Origin of the sequence: Roseomonas sp. USHLN139 (assembly GCF_037145735.1) — a bacterium.
GTDB lineage: Bacteria > Pseudomonadota > Alphaproteobacteria > Acetobacterales > Acetobacteraceae > Pseudoroseomonas.
Genome location: NZ_JBBCWY010000002.1, coordinates 419,278 through 437,702 on the forward strand (window position 1 = coordinate 419,278; position 18,425 = coordinate 437,702).

The window sequence follows — 18,425 nt, forward strand, 5'->3', positions numbered from 1 at the left end:
GTGACGGGGTCGGGGGCGACAGCGGCGCCGCCAGCCTCTACCTTCTTCGCATGTCGCTCACCCTGATCCCGCCGCCCCGTCCGCGGCGACGCCTGCCGGCTGTCCTGGTGGGCGGCGCCCTGCTGGCGGCCGGCCTGGTCGGCGCCGCCCTCGCCCTGCCGCGGCTCGAGCTCGGCGGGCTGGCGGCGGGCCGGCTGCAGGCCCGGCTCGGGCGCGACGTTGCCATCGGCTCGCTCCGCCTCGAGCCCGGCCGCTGGATGACGCTGCGCCTCGAGGGGCTGACGGTCGCCAACCTGCCCGGCGGCAGCCGCCCGGAGATGCTGCGCCTGGACCGCGCCAGCGCCGAGCTCGACCTCATCTCGGTCTTCGCCGGCCCGCTGCGGCTGCGCGACGTCACGCTGGCCGGGGTCGAGCTGCTGCTGGAGCACGGCCCCGATGACCGTGCCAACTGGCATTTCGGCGAGGGGCCGCGCACCGCGCCGCATCCCGAGGAGTCGCGGAACAGCTTCCCGACGCTGCTCGGCCTGCAGGTGGAGCGCGGCGACATCACCCTGCACACGCTGGAGGGCAAGCGGATCGCCATCGGCCTGGACCAGGCGGCGCTGCAGGCGGCGACCGAGGCCGAGCCGGCGCGGCTGACCGCCGGGGGCCGCTACCAGGGCGTGCCGCTGACCCTGGCGGCGGCGCTCGGCAGTTTCGAGGCGCTGCGCGACACCCGGCGCGACTTCCCGGCCCGGCTCGAGTTCCGCTCCGGCGAAACCCGGCTCGACTTCGACGGACGCTTCACCGATCCGGTGGCGGTCGACGGGGCGACCGGCCGGCTGGGCCTGGCGGCGCCGGACCCGCAGGCCCTGCTGGCCATGCTGCAGAAGCCCAGCCCCTGGAGCATGCCGCTGCGGCTGGAAGGCAGCCTGACCCGCCAGGGCCGGCTCTGGGACCTCGCGGAAGCACGGGGGGCGCTCGGCGGCTCGACGCTGACCGAGGGCCGCATCCGCCTGCGCGAGGGGGCGCCGCGCCAGCCCGACCAGCTGACCCTGGAGCTCGGCTTCGACCGGCTCGACCTGAATGCCCTGCTGGCCGGGGGCGACGCGCCGGGCGGCCATGCCGACCTGCCGCTGCTCGTCGACCCAGCGCCGGGGACGCTGCTGGAGCTGACCCTGGGCGCCAGGCAGCTGGCCTATGCCGGGCTGCGCGCCGCCGAGGCGCGGCTGCGGCTGAGCCAGACCGCCGGGCGCCTCGCCGTGCCGGAGCTGGCCATCGGCTGGCAGGGCGGCTCGCTGCGCGGCGAGGGCGCCATCGAGGGCCGCCCCGCCACCGAGGGCGATGGCGGCGCCATCAGCGGCCGGCTCGATGCCACCGGGCTGGAGGTGCAGGTGCTGGGCCGCACCCTGGGCCTCGGCGCCCTGCCGCTGCAGGGCCGCCTCGATGGCCATGCCGCGGTGACCGGGCAGGGCGCGACGCTGAACGCCGCCTGGCATGCGGCGCAGGCCTCGGCGGTCGTCACGATGCGCGCCGGCAGCATCGAGCGCGCGGTGATCGAGGCGGCCTCGACCGACCTGCGCGGGCTGCTGCGGCGGGCGCCGGGGATGGTGCCGCTGCGCTGCCTGGTCGCGGTGATCGATCTGCGCGGCGCCGAGGGCCAGGTGGCGCCGCTGCGGCTGCGCACCGACCAGGGCACCCTCTATGGCCAGGGCCGCTTCGACCTGTCGCGCCGCTGGATGGATTTCCTGGTGGCCAGCGAGGGCAGCACCACCAGCAGCTTCGCCCTCGACGTGCCGATCCGGCTGAGCGGCCGCTTCGCCGATCCGGACATCGCCCCGGCGCAGTTCTCCGCCGGCGGCCGGGCGATGATCGCCAGCGCCGACGAGATCGCGCCGCTGCTGGCCGAGCTGCAGCCCTTCGCCCGGCGCAGCGCCTGCCTGAATCGGCCGCGCGGCCGGTCTGCGGACCGGCCGTGAATCCAGAACAAGATTTCATGCCCCGCCGCTGGCGGCCGGCCTGATCGCGAGGCAATCTGCGTCGCATGACCCAGTCCCGCCGTGCCCTGCTGGCCCTGCTGCCGCTGCTGCCTGTCCTGACGACGGCGCGCGGCCTCGCGGCGCAGCCGCTGGCGGCCCCCGCCACGCCCGGCGCCGCCGCGCCATCCCCGGCCGCCCCGCCGCCGCCGCTGACCGCGCGGCTGGTGCATGGCGGCGCGCCCTGGCGGCTGCGCGCGCGGGTGATGGAGGTGCCGGAGAAGGTGCTGCATCTCGGCTTCCGTGGCCCCGGCGCGCCGGAGGCCGAGATCATCCTGCCGCGGCCCATGGGCACCGCCGGCCGCCTGCGCGTCGTTGCCATGGGCGGCCGCCAGGTGGTGCTGGCCTCGGTCGAAGGCAATACGGGAACCGGCCTCAGCCAGCGGCTGGTGGTGTTCATCGGCTGCGACGCCGAGGAGCGGCTGCGCATCATCGGCATCGAGAGCCGCGCCGCGCAGGAGGCCATGCAATGTACCTCCGAGACGGTGCTGGAGAACCGGCTGCAGGCGGACGGGCAGGGCGGGCTGCGGGTGCACAGCAGCTTCGCCCGGACCCGCGGCGATTGCGGCCAGCAATGGACCGGCAAGCCGTATCGCGAGGCCTGGACCGACCGGCTGACCTGGGACGGGCGCGGCCCGATCGGCGGGCTGGCGGTGACTCGCGGCGCCGGCCCGGTGCGCCGCGCCGTGGTCGAGGCGCGTCGCCGCGTGGCCGAGCAGCTGGGCGCCGCCCCGGTGACCGATCTGCGCAACGTCGATCTGGAGGCGACCGGCCTCTATGCGCTGGTGACCACCCAGGCCCCCTGATGCGCGTCGCCCTCGTCTCGGCCGCGCTGGCGGGGCTGGCGGCCTCACCCCTGGCGGCGGCGCCGGCGCCCTATCTGCAGAGCTGCTATTTCGACCGCGGCTCGCTGACGCTGAACGCCCGCTGCCGCATGGTGCTGGCCGGCGCCGTCCGCGTCTGGGAGGAGGAGCGCGACTGGCAGGCCGGCCCGCCGCCGGTCCGCGCCATCGCCGACCCCGGCGGCCGCCCCTGGTCGGGCCGGCCGCCGCGCATCCGCCTGACCGGCCATGCCCAGGAGCAGCGCGGCCAGGAGGCCGACGAAAGCACCGCGCTGCGCCGCGCCGAGGCGGTGGCCCGCGCCCTGGTCGCGCTCGGCGTGCCGGCCGCGCTGATCGAGCTGGACAGCCGTGGCGCCCGCGAGGCCCGCCAGCCGCAGGAGGGGCCGCAGCCGATCAACCGCCGCGTCGACCTGCTGGTCGGCGCGGAAGAAGGCTAGCCGGCCTCCGCCAGCCGCGCCCCGGTCAGCGGCAGGCTGCGCAGCCGCTTGCCGGTCGCGTGGAACAGGGCGTTGGCGATGGCCGGCGCGACGCCGACGATGCCGAGCTCGCCCACCGCCTTGCCGCCCAGCACCGAGGCATGCGGGTCGGGTTCGCCGACGTCGATCACCTCGATCTCGGGGATATCGGCCTGGGTCGGCAGCAGGTAGTCGCCCAGATTGTCGTTCATCAGGCGGGCATGGCGCGGATCGACCAGGCCTTCCTCCAGCAGCGCCTGGCCGATGCCCATGACGATGCCGCCCTTCCACTGGCTGGCGGCCAGCTTCGGGTTGTAGAGCCGGCCGGAATCGAAGGCCGAGACCACGCGCCGCAGCCGGATCGTCTGCAGCGCCTCGTCCACCGCGACCTCGACGAAATGCGCGCACCAGGAGTGCATGGAATAGTCGCCGTCGGTCGGCGCCCGCATGGTCGAGACGGTGGTGAAGTTGCGGTAGTGGTCCTCGGGCTTCAGCCGGTTTTCTGCCAGCGTGTCGCGCAGGGCTTCCACCCGCTCGCGCCCGGTGGCCTGCAGCACCGCCGAGACATCATGGGCGGTGCCGTCGGGAGCGACGAGCATTCCGCCCTCCAGCCGCAGCGTATTGGCCCCCGTGCCGCGCAGCGGCGAGCGCGGGTCGGACAGCGCCAGCGCGACCAGCGCCTCGCGCGCCGCCAGCGCCGCCTTGTGCACCGCCCCGGTCATCAGCCCGGCCATCTGCGAGCCGCCGGTGACCGGGGCACGCGGCAGGCGGGAATCGCCGAGCCGCACCGTCACCTTGTCCACCGGCAGGCCGAGCGCCTCGGCCGCGGTCTGCGCCAGGATGGTGTGCGCGCCGGTGCCCATGTCGGCGGTGCTGCTGGCGACCTCGACGCGGCCATCGGCGAGGATGCCGACCAGCGCCTCGCCCGCCGTGCGCCGCACCGGATAGGTGCCGCAGGCCATGCCCCAGCCGATCAGCAGGTGGCCCTCGCGCGTCGAGCGTGGCGTCGGATCGCGCCGCTCCCAGCCGAAGGCGACGGCGCCGGCCGCCAGCGCCTCGCGCAGCTTGCGGGTGGACCAGGGCTTGCCGCTCGAATGGTCGTGCCCGGCATCGTTCAGCAGCCGCAGCGCCAGCGGGTCCTGCCCCACCGCATGCGCCAGCTCGTCGATGGCGGATTCCAGCCCGAAGGCACTGGGGTTCTCGCCCGGGGCGCGCTTGGCGCCGGGCTGCACGGTATGGACCGGCACGACGTTCTGCCGGCTGTCGAAATGCGGCAGGGCATACATCAGGCCGGTGACCGCGCCGAGCGGCTCGACCGACACCGCATTCATGGACGTCTCGTTCCAGCCGCGCTGGCGGATCGCCAGCAGCCGGCCGCCGGCGGTCGCGCCGAGCTCCAGCACCTGCCGCGTCGCCGGCCGGCCGCCGAGGCCCGTGAAGGTCTGGCTGCGGCTCAGCGCCAGCTTCACCGGCCGGCCCAGACGCCGCGCCGCCATCGCCGCCACCGCGCCATGCGGCAGGGCCAGCGCCTTGGAGCCGAAGCCGCCGCCGATATAGGGCGAGACGATGCGCACCTGGTCGAAGCGCAGCCCGAACCACTCGGCATAGGTGCGCGCCATGCCGTCCAGCCACTGGCTGGGCTCCCAGAGGGTCAGCTCGTCGCCCTCCCATTGCGCGATGAGGCCATGCGGCTCGATCGGCATGTTGAATTCGCGGGGGGTCCGGTATTCCAGGGTCAGCCGCACCGGCGCCTTGTCCAGCGCGGCCGCGGCATCGCCCCAGGACTTCGTCAGCATGTCGACCGGCCTGCCGTCGCCGGCGCGGGGATCGTCCAGCCCGGTGATGGCCGGCGTTGCCTCGTATTCGGCGGCGACCAGCCGGGCGGCTTCCTGCGCCTGCTCCAGGGTTTCGGCCACCACGGCGGCGATCTGCTGGCCATGGTGGACGATCCGGGTATCCAGCGGGCGGTAATGCGGCTGGGCGGGCGGCGCGCCGGTCCAGCTCGAGGCGGCGGCCAGCGGCGCCGTGTTGTCCGGCGTCAGCACCGCCAGCACGCCCGGCGCGGCCTCAGCGGCGGCGGTGTCCAGGCGGGTCACCCGGCCGGCCGCGATGCCGGCGCGGACCAGCACCGCATGCGCCAGCCCCTCGACCGGCTGGTCCAGGGCGAATCGGGCGCTGCCTTCCAGCTTGGCGACGCCATCGAGCCGGGCGAGGGCCGCGCCCAGGACCGGCAGGCCGTCGCCGGCGCCGCCCCGCTTCACCGGTGCATCGAGCGGGCTCATGCCGCGTCTCCCAGCAGTTCTTCCAGGGTTCGTTCGATCAGGGCAGGGACCAGGGCCAGCTTGTGGCGGTTGTCGGGCTGCGGCTCGGCCTCGCGCACAGCCAGAGCGGCGGCGGCGGCGATGGCGGCCGGCGTCGGGCGCTCGCCGATCAGCGCCGCCTCCACCGCGCGGGCGCGCCAGGGGATGGTGGCGACGCCGCCCAGCGCCACCCGCAGGTCCGCGACCCGCCCGTCCGCGTCGAGCGTGATCCCGGCGGCGAGGCTGGCGGCGGCGAATTCATAGGAGGCGCGGTCGCGCAGCTTGACGTAGCGCGCCCGCCGCGCGGCCGGGGTCAGCGGGATGCGCAGCCCGGTGATGATGTCGGCCGGCGCCAGCGCGAATTCCCGGTCGGGGGTGGCGCCGGGCAGCCGGTAGAGATCGTGGAGGGGCAGCGCGCGCTGCCCCTCGGGCGACCAGCATTCCAGCACGGCGTCGCAGGCGACCAGCGCCACCGCCAGATCGCCCGGATGCGTCGCGATGCAATGGGCCGACGTCCCGAGCAGCGCATGCCCGCGCGTTACCCCGCCGATCGCCGCACAGCCGCTGCCGGGGTTCCGCCGGTTGCAGGCATCGAACGAGGGATCGCGGAAATAGGCACAGCGGGTGCGCTGCAGCAGGTTGCCGCCGATCGTCGCCATGTTGCGGATCTGCGGCGAGGCCGAGGCCAGCAGCGCCTGCCCGATGGCCGGCAGCGCCGCGCGGATCGCCGGATGCGCCGCCAGGCGGCTCATCGTCACGGTGGCGCCGATCCGCGCCTCGGTGTCGGTGAGCTCGATGGCGTCCAGCCCGGGCAGGCGGGACAGGTCGACCACCGCCCTGGGCCGCGCCACGCCGAGCCTGGCCAGGTCGAGCAGCCCGGTGCCGCCGCCGAGCGGCGTGCCGCCCGCCGCCACCGCCGCGCCGGCCGCCGCCAGGTCCGCCGGGCGGTGATAGGAGAAATCCATCATGGCCGGGCCTCTTGCGCCAGGGCGCGGGCGGCGCGTTGCACCGCCGTGACGATGTGCGGATAGGCGCCGCAGCGGCAGAGATTGCCGGCCATGAAGTCGCGGATTTCCTCCGGCGAGCCGGCATGGCCCTCGCGGATGCAGGCCACCGCCGACATGATCTGGCCGGGGGTGCAGTAGCCGCACTGGAAGGCATCCTCGGCGAGGAAGGCCTTCTGCACGGCATGCAGCGTGCCATCGGGGCCGGCGAGGCCCTCGATGGTGGTGATCTGGCGGCCCTCGGCCTGATGCGCCAGCGTCAGGCAGGCCAGCACGCGCTCGCCATCGAGATGGATGGTGCAGGCGCCGCACTGGCCGTGGTCGCAGCCCTTCTTGGTGCCGGTGAGGTCGAGCCGCTCGCGCAGCGCATCCAGCAGCGTCGTCCGGGGTTCCACCCGAAGGGCGCGCGGCGCGCCGTTGATGAGCAGGGTGAGGGGACGAGGCGCGCTCACGCCGGGACCCGCCGGGCAGCATCATGGCGGGTTTGCAAGAGGACAGGCATGACAGACCCTCCGATCGGACAGATAATGCAAATAACCAGACAGGGAACGTAAACGGAGGATGCCTCCGATTGTTTGGGGAGCTAAGGCTTGCACCGCCCGGCGTCAAGGGCCGGCGGCTATGGAGTAGGGTGTTTGAAGGATTCTGCTGCGGGCGTGATGGGAGAGGCCCCCCCGGCATTGCGGGCGGATGCCCGGCGCAACCGCGACAAGCTGCTGGCCGAGGCGGCGCAGCTTTTCGCCGAACGCGGGGTGAATGCGGCGCTGGAGGAGATCGCCCGCCGCGCCGGCGTCGGCATCGGCACGCTCTACCGGCATTTCCCGACCCGCGACGCGCTGATCGCCACGGTCTACCAGCATGAGAGCGAGGCGCTCTATGCCGCCGCCGAGGCGATGGCGGCGACGCTGCCGCCCGACGAGGCGCTGGCCCGCTGGATGCACCGCAGCCTGGACATGATGGCGACCAAGCGCGGCCTGGGCGACAGCCTGAAGGCCCTGCTGCGCGAGCGGCCCGAGCTGCTGACCGCCAGCAAGAGCGGCTTTCCGGCCACCGTCGAGCGGCTGCTGAACGCCGCCAAGGCCAGCGGCCGGATCCGCGGCGATGTCGAGCTGGCCGATGTGCTGCACGCGCTGAACGGCATCTATGCGGCGCCGGAAAGCGCCGACTGGCGGAGCCGCTCGGGGCGGGTGCTGGACCTGCTGATGGCGGGGATGCGGCAGGGGCCCGCCGCGGCGGAATAGCGGCTCAGGGAAGGCCGTTGCCCGCATGGGCGCGATGGCCGGGGCGCTGCGCCAGCCGCGCCTCCCAGGCGGCAAGCGCCGGCAGCTCGGGATGCGGCATCGGCGTCATCCGCCAGCGGTTGGCAGACAGCCCGAGCACGATGTCGGCCAGGGAGAAATCCGCCCCGGCGACATAGGCGCCGGTCTGCGCCAGCTGGCGGTCGAGCAGCGCCATCTGCGCGTGCCAGCCGGCGATGCCCGCCTCCAGCGCCGGTGCCGCGACGAAGGCAGGATCACGCCGCACCAGCGCCAGGAAGGGCAGGCGCCAGGCGGTGTTGAGCTCGGTGGCCTGCCAGTCCATCCATTGCTCGACCCGGGCGCGGGCCAGGCGATCCTCCGGCAGCAGCGCGGAGCCTGCGGCCAGGTAGCGGCAGATGGTGTTGGATTCGCGCAGGAAGCTGCCGTCGGGCAACTGGATCACCGGCACCAGGCGATGCGGGTTGATCGCCTCGAACGCCGGCGTGTCGAGCGGGCGGAAACCGCTGCCCCAATCCTCGCGGGCGCAGGCGATGCCGAGCTCGGCGCAGGTCCACAGCACCTTGCGCACGTTGATGGAAGAGGCCTTGCCGAGCAGGCGGAGGGTCGCGGTCATGGCCGCGACCCTGCCCGAGCCCGCCGCCGCGCTCAAGCCGGCGCGGCGGCGGCTGTGCGGGTCAGCGCAGCGCCGTATGCGCCGTCTCGCGCAGCCGGGCGATGACCAGGGTCGAGGCGATGGCGGCGATGATCAGGTAGTAGGTCGGCGACAGCGGCGAGCCGGTGGCCCCGATCAGCCAGGTGGCGATATAGGGGGCGAAGCCGCCGAAGATGGCGACGGCCAGGCTGTAGCCCACCGACATCCAGGTCGAGCGCGACTTCGTCGGGAAGATCTCCGAGATGGCCGCCGGGCCGGGCCCGGAGAAGGCGGCGATCATCAGCGCGAAGACGATCTGCACCAGCACCACCGTGCCGAAGCCGGCATTGCCGACCAGCAGGTAGAACAGCGGCCAGGTCAGGAAGATGAAGCTGACGCAGCAGGCCAGCAGCAGCGGCTTGCGGCCGATGCGGTCGGACAGCGCGCCCATCAGCGGGATGGCGACGACCAGCACCACCAGCCCCAGCGTGTTCGACCACAGCGCGGCGCTGCGGCTGAGGCCGGCATATTTCTGGGTGAAGGTCGGCATGTAGTTCAGCATGACGTAGTAGCTGACCGTCCAGAGGATGGTGAAGCCGGCCGCCTTCAGCGCCAGCATCATGTTGCTCTGGCCGGCCGGCGCGGCGGCGGCGGGTGCCGCCGCCTCGGCCTCGGCCTCGCGGAAGGCCGGGGTCTCCTCGATGTTGCGGCGCATATAGACGCCGACCGGCACCAGGATGGCGCCCAGCAGGAAGGGGATGCGCCAGCCCCAGCTCTCCATCGCCTCGACCGAGAGGGTGGAGCTGAACAGCGCCGCCACCGCCGAGCCGAGCAGCAGGCCGCCGGCGACCGAGGCCTGCTGGAAGCTGCCGAAGAAGCCGCGGCGGCTGGGCGGCGCCCATTCGACGATGAAGGCGGTGGAGCCGCCCCACTCGCCGCCGGCGGCAAAGCCCTGCATCAGCCGGCAGGCCACCAGCAGCAGCGGCGCCAGCAGGCCGATGGTCTCATAGGTGGGGATCAGGCCGATGCCGACGGTGCCCACCGCCATCATGAAGATGGTCAGCACCAGCGCCGCCTTGCGGCCATGCGTGTCGCCCATGCGGCCGATGACGATGCCGCCCAGCGGCCGGGCGACGAAGCCCAGCCCGAAGGCGGCGAAGGTGGCGAGCAGCGCACTGGTCTCGTCGCCGGCCGGAAAGAAGCGCCCGGCGATGATCGTCGCCAGATAGCCGTAGGCCGAGAAATCATACCATTCGAGCACGTTGCCGACGACCGCCGCGCCGACCGCGCGGCGGCCCTCGGCGGCGTTCGGCGCGCCCTTCATCTGTTCTGCCATGCTGAAGCTCTTTCCTGCCCAGGCCAGGCTTGACCCAGGGTTTCGTATCACTATGTGATATACGACATCACTTACTGATAAGAAGCCAGGCGACGGCCGCTGGCAAGGCGCCGGATGGAGTCGGGGAAGGGCGGGGATGACCGAAAAAGACCCTCTGGCGGTGGGCTCCGTCCAGAAAGCCTTCCAGGTGCTGCACGCCTTCCGTGATGCGGGAGGGCCGCTGTCGCTGGCCGAGATCGCCGCCGCCAGCGGGCTCGACAAGAGCGCGGCGCAGCGCTTCTCGCATTCGCTCTGGAAGCTCGGCTATCTGGAGAAGGATGCGCGCACCCGGCGCTACCGGCTCGGCCACCGGGTGCTGGAGCTGAGCTTCAGCTACCTGCAAGGCAACCGCCTGGTCGAGGCGGCGATGCCGATGCTGGCCGAGCTGCGCCGCGCCACCGGCCAGCGCGTCAGCCTGAGCCTGTGGGAGGATCTGTCGCTGATCTACGCGATCCGCCAGCAGAGCCAGCGCGAGTATTTCTGGGCCTCGCTGATCGGCCGGCGGGTGCCGCTGTTCTGCACCGCCGGCGGTCGCGCCATCCTGGCGCAGCTGCCGCCGGCGGAGGCGGCCGACATCCTGGCGCGCTCCTCGCTGCGGCCGCTGACGCCGCAGACGCTGACCGACCCGGCGGCGATCATGCAGCGCGTCGAGGCGGCGCGCCGCGACGGCTTCGGCCTCGCCACCGCCGAGGTGGAACAGGGCGAGCGCGTCATCGGCGTCGCCGTGCAGCGCACCGATGGCCGGCCGGTGGGGGCGCTGCACCTGGCGGCACCCCTGGGCGAGATCGACGAGGCCGGCTTCGTCGCCCGCCACGCGCCGCTGCTGCTGGAGGTGACGCGCGGCCTGCGCAGCGCAGCCGGGTGAGCCGGGGGTGGTGGGCGAATGGCTGTCCTTAAGTCGAATAAGATATATTATGTAAAATAAATCAGCAGTCCCTCTGGCCGCCGCCCTCAATGCACCCGGATCGCCGCGGTGGCGCTGGCGCCGGCGGCGTCCAGCACCGTCACGCGGTAATGCCCCGGCCCCTGCGGGATCCAGGCGGTGTCGCGCCGTGCCGGGGTGGCGTCCAGCGGCTGGCCATCGACCAGGAAGGTCAGCGGCCGCTGGCCGCCGGCGGCGCGCAGCGTCACCGGCCCGTCGCTGATGCTGGCCCCCGGCGCCGGGAAGACCAGCCGCAGCCGGTCGCCGAGCTCGGCCACCGCCAGGTTCCGCACCGCGCCGGCCCGCGCCATCACCAGCGGCTGCGCCCGCGGCGCCGCCGGCAGCAGGGCGAAACTGCGTGCCAGCAGCGGCAGCGCCAGCTGTGTGCCCGTCGCGCCCCCGGTCTCGGCGACGATCGGCGAGCCATCCGGCCGCCCGACCCAGACGCCGACCACATGCCCGGCATCGAAGCCCACCGCCCAGCTGTCGCGCCCGCCCCAGGAGGTGCCGGTCTTCCACGCCACCCCGGACGGCCCGCCGCCCGGAAAGCCGCGCGTCAGGATCGCGGCCACCTGCGCCGCCGCGCGCGGCGCCAGCACCGGGGGCGCGGGCGCCGGCGCGGCGTCGTCGGCCCGCCAGCGCAGCGGCGCGGCGCGGCCGGCATCGCCCAGCATGGCGGTGACGCCGACCACCTCGCGCAGCGTGACGCCGGCGCCGCCCAGAGCCAGCGGCAGCGTCGCCTCCGCCCCCGGCGGCAGCCGCGGGATGGCCCCGGCCCGCTTCATCGCGGTGGCGAAGCGCAGCGGCCCGATCCGGTCCAGCAGCAGCACCGCCGGCATGTTCAGCGACTTGCGCAGCGCCTCGGCGGCGGTGACCCGGCCGGTGAAGCCATGGTCGAAATTCTCCGGCGCGTAAGCCCCGAAGCGCATCGGCGCGTCGTCCAGCAGGCTGTCCGGCCGCGCCACCCCGTCCTCGAAAGCCAGGGCATAGAGCAGCGGCTTCATCGCCGAGCCCGGCGAGCGCACCGCCTGCGTCAGGTCCAGCGCGCCGGCCCGCGCCTCCTCGCCCCAGGCGCCACCGACCAGGGCGCGGATCTCCCGCGTGTGCAGGTCGGCGATGATGGCCGCCGTCGACACCCGGCCGGGCAGCCCCTCGCGTGCCCGTTCCAGCAGCCCCTCCAGCGCCCGCTGCAGCGAGGCGTCCAGCGTGGTGCGCGAGGCCCCTTCCCGCGCCGCCTCGCGCGACAGATGCGGCGCCAGCCCGGGCATCGGCTGCCGCGCCGACGGCACCACCGCGGCCAGCAGCGCGCGGTCCGCTGCCGAAATGCCCTCGGCCCCCGCCGCCCGCACCAGCAGCGTCCGGTCGCGCGCCACCCGCGCGGCGGCCGGATGACGGTCGGGGCGCAGCGCCTCCGGCCGGCGCGGGATGGCGACCAGCAGCGCCGATTGCGCCGGGTCCAGGTTGCGCGCCTCGCGCCCGAACCAGGCCAGGGCGCCGGCCCGCACGCCCTCCAGATTGCCGCCCATCGGCGCCAGCGTCAGCCAGATGCGCAGCACCCCGGCCTTGCCGTAGCGCGCCTCCAGCTGCAGCGCCCGCGCCATCTCGATCAGCTTCGACCGCAGGGTGCGCGGCCGCGGCTCGAGCAGCCGCGCCGCCTGCATCGACAGGGTGGAGCCGCCCGAGACCACCCTGCCCGCCCGCACCCATTGCAGCGAGGCCCGCGCCAGGGCGACCGGGTCGATGCCGGGATGCCAGGCGAAACGGGCATCCTCGGCGGCGATCAGCAGGTCGATCAGGTGTGGCGGCACGTCGGAGGCCGTCGTCTCCACCCGCCAGACGCCTCCGGCCGCCGGCAGGACGGACAAAGTGCGGCCCTGCGCGTCGACCACGACCGGGGCCAGGGAACCGACCCGCGACAGATCAGGCGGGAAAACCCGATCCAATACAGCCGCCAACAAGCAAAAAACAAAGCAAAATAGAAAGAGAAGACGGGGGAAGGTATTCCCCCGCGCAAACGTATACGTTTGCGCCCTTCTATTTTTATTCACGAGAAAGCACCGTGATCCGGCCGGTGTTCTGGCGAGCGAAGACACCGGGGCGATACATGTCCTGCACCTGCGCCCCCGGCAGCTCGAAGCTGCCCGGCGTCACCGCCCGCACCACCACCGCGAAGCGCACCACCGCCGCCCGCGCCGACAAGGGCGCCGCCACGGCGAAACGATCGTCCAGCGCGGCGACGCTCTCCGCCTCGGTCAGCGTGCCCAGGAACGGCATCCCCGGCACATTGCCCGAGGGCAGCCGCGTGGCGATCTCCCAGCCCGCCGGCAGCCCCTGCTGGATCAGCGCGCGATGCGCCTCGCCGGTCTCCGACCGCGCCTCGATCAGCAGGATGAACTGCCGGTTCTGCCGCAGGTCGTCGAGGTTCACGTCGCTGCCATCCATCGCCAGGAACTTGCGGCTGATCCGCAAGCCGGCCCGCGCCGCCGGCTGCGGCTGCAGCGGCAGGCCGGTGACGGACACCGCCTGCAGCACCGCCCGGTCGCCGCCATTGCGCGCGGCAAGTCCCCCGGCCGGAACGCTGCGCACCACGGTGGCCGCCGGCGGCACCGCCGCGCCATCGACGCTCATCCGCACCGGGCGTCCGTCGCGGCCCAGCGCGCTGGCCAGCAGGATGCCCCAGGCCTGGTCCTGCGTGCTGCTGCCATCGGGCGTCAGGTCACGCGCCCCGGGCAGCCGGCCGAGCTGCGCCGACAGCCGCTCCGGCAGCAGGCCGCTCTCGCGCAGCAGCAGCGTCACCGCCAGCAGGTCGCGCGCCGGGCTGCCATAGTCATGCGTCCAGTAGGTCCGGGCCGGCGCATCGAGCGCCGACTGGAAGGCCAGCGTCGCCCGCGGCGCATCGCCGATCCGCATCAGCGCCGCCCCGAGTTGCGCCCGCGACAGCGGCGTCGGCAGCTGGTCCAGCGCCTCCGCCAGCCGCCGCGTGGCGCCCGGCATCGGCCGCCCGGCCAGCGCCAGCGCATGCAGGCGATAGGCCTGGTCGGCGAATTCCTCCGGCTTCTCGGGCGCGACATCCTCCGCGGTGCGCGCCAGGTTCTCCAGCGCCGCGGTCAGCGCCGCCTCGGGCACCGTGGCGCCGCCGTCGCGGGCGCGCAGCAGCGCCTCGGTGGCATAGGCGGAAATCCACTGGTCGGCATCGCCCTGGGCGCTCCAGGCGCCGAAGGCGCCGTCCCAGCGCTGCTTGTCCAGCAGCCGGGCGACGGCATCGGCCATGGCCAGGTTGCGCGGCTCCGAGGCCTGCCCCGTCGACAGCGCCAGCAGCTTGGTCGCCGTCTGCTCGGCGCACCACAGCGGGAATTCCAGCGAGGCGCGGCGCAGCGCCTCGGCGTCATAGCGCACCGGCTGGCCCCAGCTCGCCACCACCTGCGCCGTGCCCGGCACGAAGCCGGACAGGTCGGGGGCAATCTTCGCCTCGGCCCCCGGCGCCAGCTCGGTCACCGCCACCTCGGTCAGCCGCGGGCGGGAGGAGCGGATGGTGATCCGGCTCTCCCGCTCGGCGCGGTAGTTGTTCGGGCCTGTCACGGTCAGCCGCAGGACGCCCTCGCCCGCCCCGGTCGCCTTCAGCGTCAGGAAGGGCTCGGCGCGGGCGCCGGTGGCCAGCGTCGCCGCGACGCGGGACGCGCCGTCGAAGGCCAGCGGGCCTTCCAGCTTGATCTCGGCGGCCACCTCGCCATTGGGCAGCTCGAGGTTATGCAGCAGCACCGGCAGGCGCAGGCTGTCGCCCGGCGCCAGGAAGCGCGGCAGCAGCGCCTCGGCGATCACCGGGTCGCGCACCTGCAGCGGCTTGCTGGCCGCGCCCACCCGGTTGCCCGACCAGGCCACCGCCATCAGCCGGATCTCCCCGGCAAAGTCCGGCAGGTCGAGCGGCACGCGGGCGACGCCATCGGGACCGGCTTCCACGATGCCGGAGAACAGGGACACCACGCGCTGCGGCGGCTGCACCCCGGCGCCTTCGGCATCGCCGTCGCCGCCCTGTCGCAGCACCGCCAGCTCGCCCTCCGGCGGCGGGATCAGCCGGCCGTAATCGTCGCGGATATCCGCGCCCAGCCGGCGACGGCCGAGGAAATGCTTCACCGGGTCGGGCGTCGCGAACTGGGTGATGCGCAGCACCCCTTCATCCACCGCGGCCAGCGTCAGCCGCACCGGCTGGCCGCCGGCATTGGCGACGCGCACCGGGATCTCGACCCGCTGGCGCGGGCGCAGCTGGTCGGGCACGTCGAGCGCCACCTCCAGCCGGCGCGGCGCCGGGTCGAGCGCCACCCAGGCCAGGCCCAGCGCCCGGCGCGGCTGGCCCTCGGCCGCCGAGCCCGGACGGAAGACGGTGACGGTGACATAGGCGCCGGGGCCCCAGGCGGCCTCCACCGGCAGGTCCACCGTGGTGCCGCCCGCCGGCACCTCGACCTCGCGCAGCGAGACCAGCCGGTTGGTCACCACCGCCAGGCTGGCGCGGCCGGCAAACGGCGGGTTGATGCGGATCTTCGCCGTCGCGCCATCGGCATAGTTCTGCCGGTCGGCCGAGACATCGACCTTGTCCGGCACCTCGGCGCTGTCCGAGCCGACCCAGCCGGAGCGGAAGCGGATGGCGGCGATCGCCAGGCTGCCCGGCTTGCTGACCTCCAGCCGGTAGCGGCCGAAGGGCAGGCTGCGGGCGAAGCGCGCCGGCTTGCTCGGCTCCGTCTGCAAGGTCGCGGTATCGACCGGCTCGTCGCGCCAGATGGTCTCGTAGCGGGCGACGCTGCCGCGGGTCACCAGCCGCCATTCCGGGCGCTCGCGCACCAGCCGCGCCGACAGGCGGCCGGACAGCGCCGAGCCATCGGGTGCCACCAGCGCGACATCGAAGCCGGCCTCGGTGTTGACGTCGACGCTGCCGCCCTCGAAAGCCGGGCGGATGGCGATATAGGGCACGCGGCCCAGCACCGGCAGCTCGACGGTGGCGCGGCTGGCGCGGCCATTCGGATCGGCCAGGCTGACCGTGTAGCTGGCGCGCAGCGGCCGGGTGACGTCGGGCACCTCGGCCAGCTCGGCGCGGAACACCGCCTTGCCCTCGGCATCGGTCTGCACCAGGCCGCCGGGGATCTGGCCGCCATTCAGCGGCTCCTCGGCCAGGCCGAAGCGCCAGCCGGCCCAGGGGCTGCGGCGGGGGCGGCCATCGGCGGTGTCGGGCGCGAAGGGCTCGGGGTCGAGGCTGAGCTGGCCCTCCACCTCGGCCTCCAGGTCGGCGGCGGGCGCGCCGTAGAGGAAGCGCCCCGCCAGCGGGATGGCCAGCGGCGTGCCCGGCACCAGCGGGCCCGGCGCCGGGCCGAAGCTGACCGCCAGCCGCTCCGGCACGAAGGCATCGACGCGGAAGCTGATCTTGCCGACCGGCGGCTGGTCGGGCTCCAGCCGCGCCTCGACCGTCCAGACGCCGGCGGCGGCGCCGGCGGAGAGCGGGATGCGCCAGGCGATGGCGCCGTCGGGCGCGCGCGGCGGCACCGTCTCCGCCGCCACCTGGCCGTTCGGGCGCAGCAGCCGCAGGCGCAGCGGCAGGTCGCGCGGCGCACCCGCCGCATCGCGCAGCAGCCCGGTCAGGTTGACGGTCTCACCCGGGCGATAGATGCCGCGCTCGGTCCAGAGGAAGCTGTCGACCGGCCCGGGATGCGGCAGCCCCTCGGCGCCGCGGTCGGAGAGGTCGAAGGCCGCCGCCTCCAGGTTCAGCCCGACCAGGTCGTCGCCGGCGCTGGCATGCAGCGCGACCGGGGCCAGCGGCCCGGTGCCGCGCAGCAGCGGGGCGTTGAAGCGCACCAGCCCGTCGGCGCCGGTCTCGGCCTCGGCGAGGACGTCGTTGTTGCGCGCCATCAGCGCGACCTTGACGCCGGCGCGCGGCGCGGCGCCCTGCAGCGAGCGGACCTGGGCCGCCAGCCCCTCGCTGCTGCGCCAGGCGGTGACGCCGAGATCGGTCGCCACGATCTGCAGCGCGCCGACCACGCCATTGCCATTGGCCTCGCTGCCGCGCTGGCCGGGCTCGCTGGCGATCAGCACATAGAGGCCGGGGCCGGCGCCGGTGATCTCGGCCGGCAGCGGCAGCTGGATGCGGGCGGCGGTATTGGCGCGGAAGCCCGGCACCTCGGCGCTGCCCTGCCAGACGACGCGGCCCCAGCTTTCCGGCACCTCCTCGACCGACCAGGATTCCATCGCCTCGCCCAGCGGGTTCTGCCGGCCGAAGGGCAGCAGGTTGCGCTCGGTCAGCCGCACCAGCCGCAGCTTCAGGGTGCGGATGTTCATCGTGGCGATGCCGACCCGCGCCGCCTGGCCGCGCGGCAGCAGGAAGCGGGTGGCGTCGAAGCCGATGCGCGGCGCGCGGTCGCGCATCGAGATGCTGACCGGCGTCTCGGCGCGCAGCCGCGCCCCGTCCTCGCCCGGCAGCCCGGCGCGCAGCACCAGCTTCGTCGTCTGCCCCCAGGGGAGCCCGGCGACGCAGAGCGCGTTCTGCTCCCGCGTCACCGCCAGGTCGGGGATGGCGGGCTCGGCGCGCACCCAGTCGCCGGCGCGGAAGTCGCCGGCCTGGCTGATCCGGCCGGTGAAGCCGATGCAGGCGCGGGCCGGCTCGGCCTCGGGCTCGGTGCGGATGGTGCGGACCAGCAGGCCGGCGGCGCGCCGCGCCGTCGCCAGCGCCTCGCGCGCGGCCGGGTCGAGGCGGGCGCGCTCGACCACGGCTTCCAGCGCGGCGATGGCCGGCACCCACTGGTCCTGCCGCTGCAGGGCTTCCGCCATCAGCTTCAGCGCCGGGATCTCGGCCGGGCCGGTCTCCATGCTGGTGAAATTCTGCCAGGCGGCCTGCAGGGCGCGGTTCAGGTCGGGTGTCGGCCGGGCGAGCTGGGCGCGGGCCAGCGACAGCCACATCTCTGCCTTCGCGTCCGGCATGCCGAGGCGCTGCTCCCAGGCCTGGGCGGCGGCCTCCCAGTCGCCGCGCGCCTCGGCGTCCAGCGCCCGCTTCTCCGCCTGGGCGCGCTGTTGCGTGCTGGCGCCGGCCGGAAAGCGGCGGGTCAGGTCGCGGGCATAGGAACCGGCATCGCGCTGCAGCCCGGGCATGGCGAAGGGCTGCGCCTGGGCGCTGCCGGCGCCGAGCCCGCCCAGCCCCAGCCCGGCGGCCAGGATGGCGGTGGCGAGCAGGCGCGCCGGCCTGGGCGCCTTCGGAAACAAGCTCATGCGGGCCATCCTGCAGCCATTGCGGTGGCGGCAGGATAATCCAGGCGAGAAACGCCGCCCACCGGCTTGGCCTTCACAAGCGCGGGCGCGGCCTGTGCCGGATCGGCATCCTGATCAGGACAAGCGAGACAAGGCGACGACCCCCTCTCCGAGCGGCAAAGTCGTCCTGGCGGGCGGCCATGCCGCTCCGACGTTGTGGTCGATTTTTCTTTTAAATAATTGCTTTTAAAGCTTCTTCAGGAAGGGATGGTTATCCTGACGTCGCCGCTGGCCGGCTTTTCCCGGCGCTCCTGGCAGGAGCTGTGTCGCCGCGATGGCCCGGACCGACGGATGGCCGGCAGCACTGCCCGCCCATGCGGAAGCCAAGCATCCTTCGTTGA

General features: G+C 74.3%; 12 protein-coding genes. 5 read left to right on the plus strand and 7 right to left on the minus strand.

The annotated features are described in order from the left end of the window. Positions 1–50: 50 nt before the first annotated feature. From WFI16_RS09220 to WFI16_RS09230, 3 genes are all read left to right on the plus strand, one after another. Positions 51–1,958 carry an AsmA family protein gene (locus WFI16_RS09220; RefSeq protein WP_419897531.1) on the plus strand — a complete coding sequence of 636 codons (1,908 nt, stop codon included), beginning with the start codon at positions 51–53 and terminating at the stop codon, positions 1,956–1,958. A 65-nt stretch (positions 1,959–2,023) separates the two neighbouring features. Further along, positions 2,024–2,821 (plus strand): hypothetical protein, encoded by a 798-nt coding sequence (locus tag WFI16_RS09225; RefSeq protein ID WP_419897532.1) that lies wholly within the window; start codon positions 2,024–2,026, stop codon positions 2,819–2,821. Next, positions 2,821–3,294: an OmpA family protein gene (locus tag WFI16_RS09230; RefSeq protein WP_419897533.1), complete on the plus strand. Its 474-nt coding sequence runs from the start codon at positions 2,821–2,823 to the stop codon at positions 3,292–3,294. Before WFI16_RS09225 ends, WFI16_RS09230 begins: the two co-directional genes overlap by 1 nt. Here WFI16_RS09230 and WFI16_RS09235 read toward each other — a convergent pair. The 3 genes from WFI16_RS09235 to WFI16_RS09245 are packed head-to-tail and all read right to left on the minus strand — an operon-like array spanning position 3,291 to position 7,068. Beyond that, positions 3,291–5,594 carry a xanthine dehydrogenase family protein molybdopterin-binding subunit gene (locus WFI16_RS09235; RefSeq protein WP_419897534.1) on the minus strand — a complete coding sequence of 768 codons (2,304 nt, stop codon included), beginning with the start codon at positions 5,592–5,594 and terminating at the stop codon, positions 3,291–3,293. The genes WFI16_RS09230 and WFI16_RS09235 overlap by 4 nt on opposite strands. Next, positions 5,591–6,580 carry an FAD binding domain-containing protein gene (locus tag WFI16_RS09240; protein WP_419897535.1) on the minus strand — a complete coding sequence of 330 codons (990 nt, stop codon included), beginning with the start codon at positions 6,578–6,580 and terminating at the stop codon, positions 5,591–5,593. Before WFI16_RS09240 ends, WFI16_RS09235 begins: the two co-directional genes overlap by 4 nt. After that, positions 6,577–7,068 carry a (2Fe-2S)-binding protein gene (locus WFI16_RS09245; protein WP_442970663.1) on the minus strand — a complete coding sequence of 164 codons (492 nt, stop codon included), beginning with the start codon at positions 7,066–7,068 and terminating at the stop codon, positions 6,577–6,579. The genes WFI16_RS09240 and WFI16_RS09245 overlap by 4 nt, the downstream gene beginning before the upstream one ends. 207 nt (positions 7,069–7,275) lie before the next feature. Between WFI16_RS09245 and WFI16_RS09250 the strand changes: the two genes are divergently transcribed. Next, a complete protein-coding gene (locus WFI16_RS09250) occupies positions 7,276–7,857 on the plus strand; it encodes a TetR/AcrR family transcriptional regulator (RefSeq protein ID WP_419897536.1) in 582 nt (193 codons plus the stop codon). 4 nt (positions 7,858–7,861) lie between these two features. On the opposite strand, the gene WFI16_RS09255 is transcribed toward WFI16_RS09250, so the two are convergent. Both WFI16_RS09255 and WFI16_RS09260 read right to left on the minus strand, forming a co-directional pair. Further along, positions 7,862–8,488 (minus strand): glutathione S-transferase family protein, encoded by a 627-nt coding sequence (locus tag WFI16_RS09255; RefSeq protein ID WP_419897537.1) that lies wholly within the window; start codon positions 8,486–8,488, stop codon positions 7,862–7,864. Between the two features lie 61 nt (positions 8,489–8,549). After that, positions 8,550–9,842 carry an MFS transporter gene (locus tag WFI16_RS09260; protein ID WP_419897538.1) on the minus strand — a complete coding sequence of 431 codons (1,293 nt, stop codon included), beginning with the start codon at positions 9,840–9,842 and terminating at the stop codon, positions 8,550–8,552. Positions 9,843–9,978: 136 nt separating this feature from the next. On the opposite strand from WFI16_RS09260, the gene WFI16_RS09265 reads away from it, so the two are divergent. Beyond that, positions 9,979–10,746, plus strand: coding sequence for an IclR family transcriptional regulator (locus WFI16_RS09265; RefSeq protein WP_419897539.1), 768 nt, complete (start codon positions 9,979–9,981; stop codon positions 10,744–10,746). A gap of 86 nt (positions 10,747–10,832) precedes the next feature. Here WFI16_RS09265 and pbpC read toward each other — a convergent pair whose 3' ends face one another. Together pbpC and WFI16_RS09275 are read right to left on the minus strand one after the other, a co-directional pair. Further along, positions 10,833–12,746: a penicillin-binding protein 1C gene (pbpC, locus tag WFI16_RS09270; protein WP_419897540.1), complete on the minus strand. Its 1,914-nt coding sequence runs from the start codon at positions 12,744–12,746 to the stop codon at positions 10,833–10,835. Positions 12,747–12,843: 97 nt separating this feature from the next. Further along, entirely contained in the window at positions 12,844–18,045 is a 5,202-nt protein-coding gene (locus WFI16_RS09275; protein ID WP_419897541.1) for an alpha-2-macroglobulin, read from the minus strand. Between the last annotated feature and the right edge of the window lie 380 nt (positions 18,046–18,425).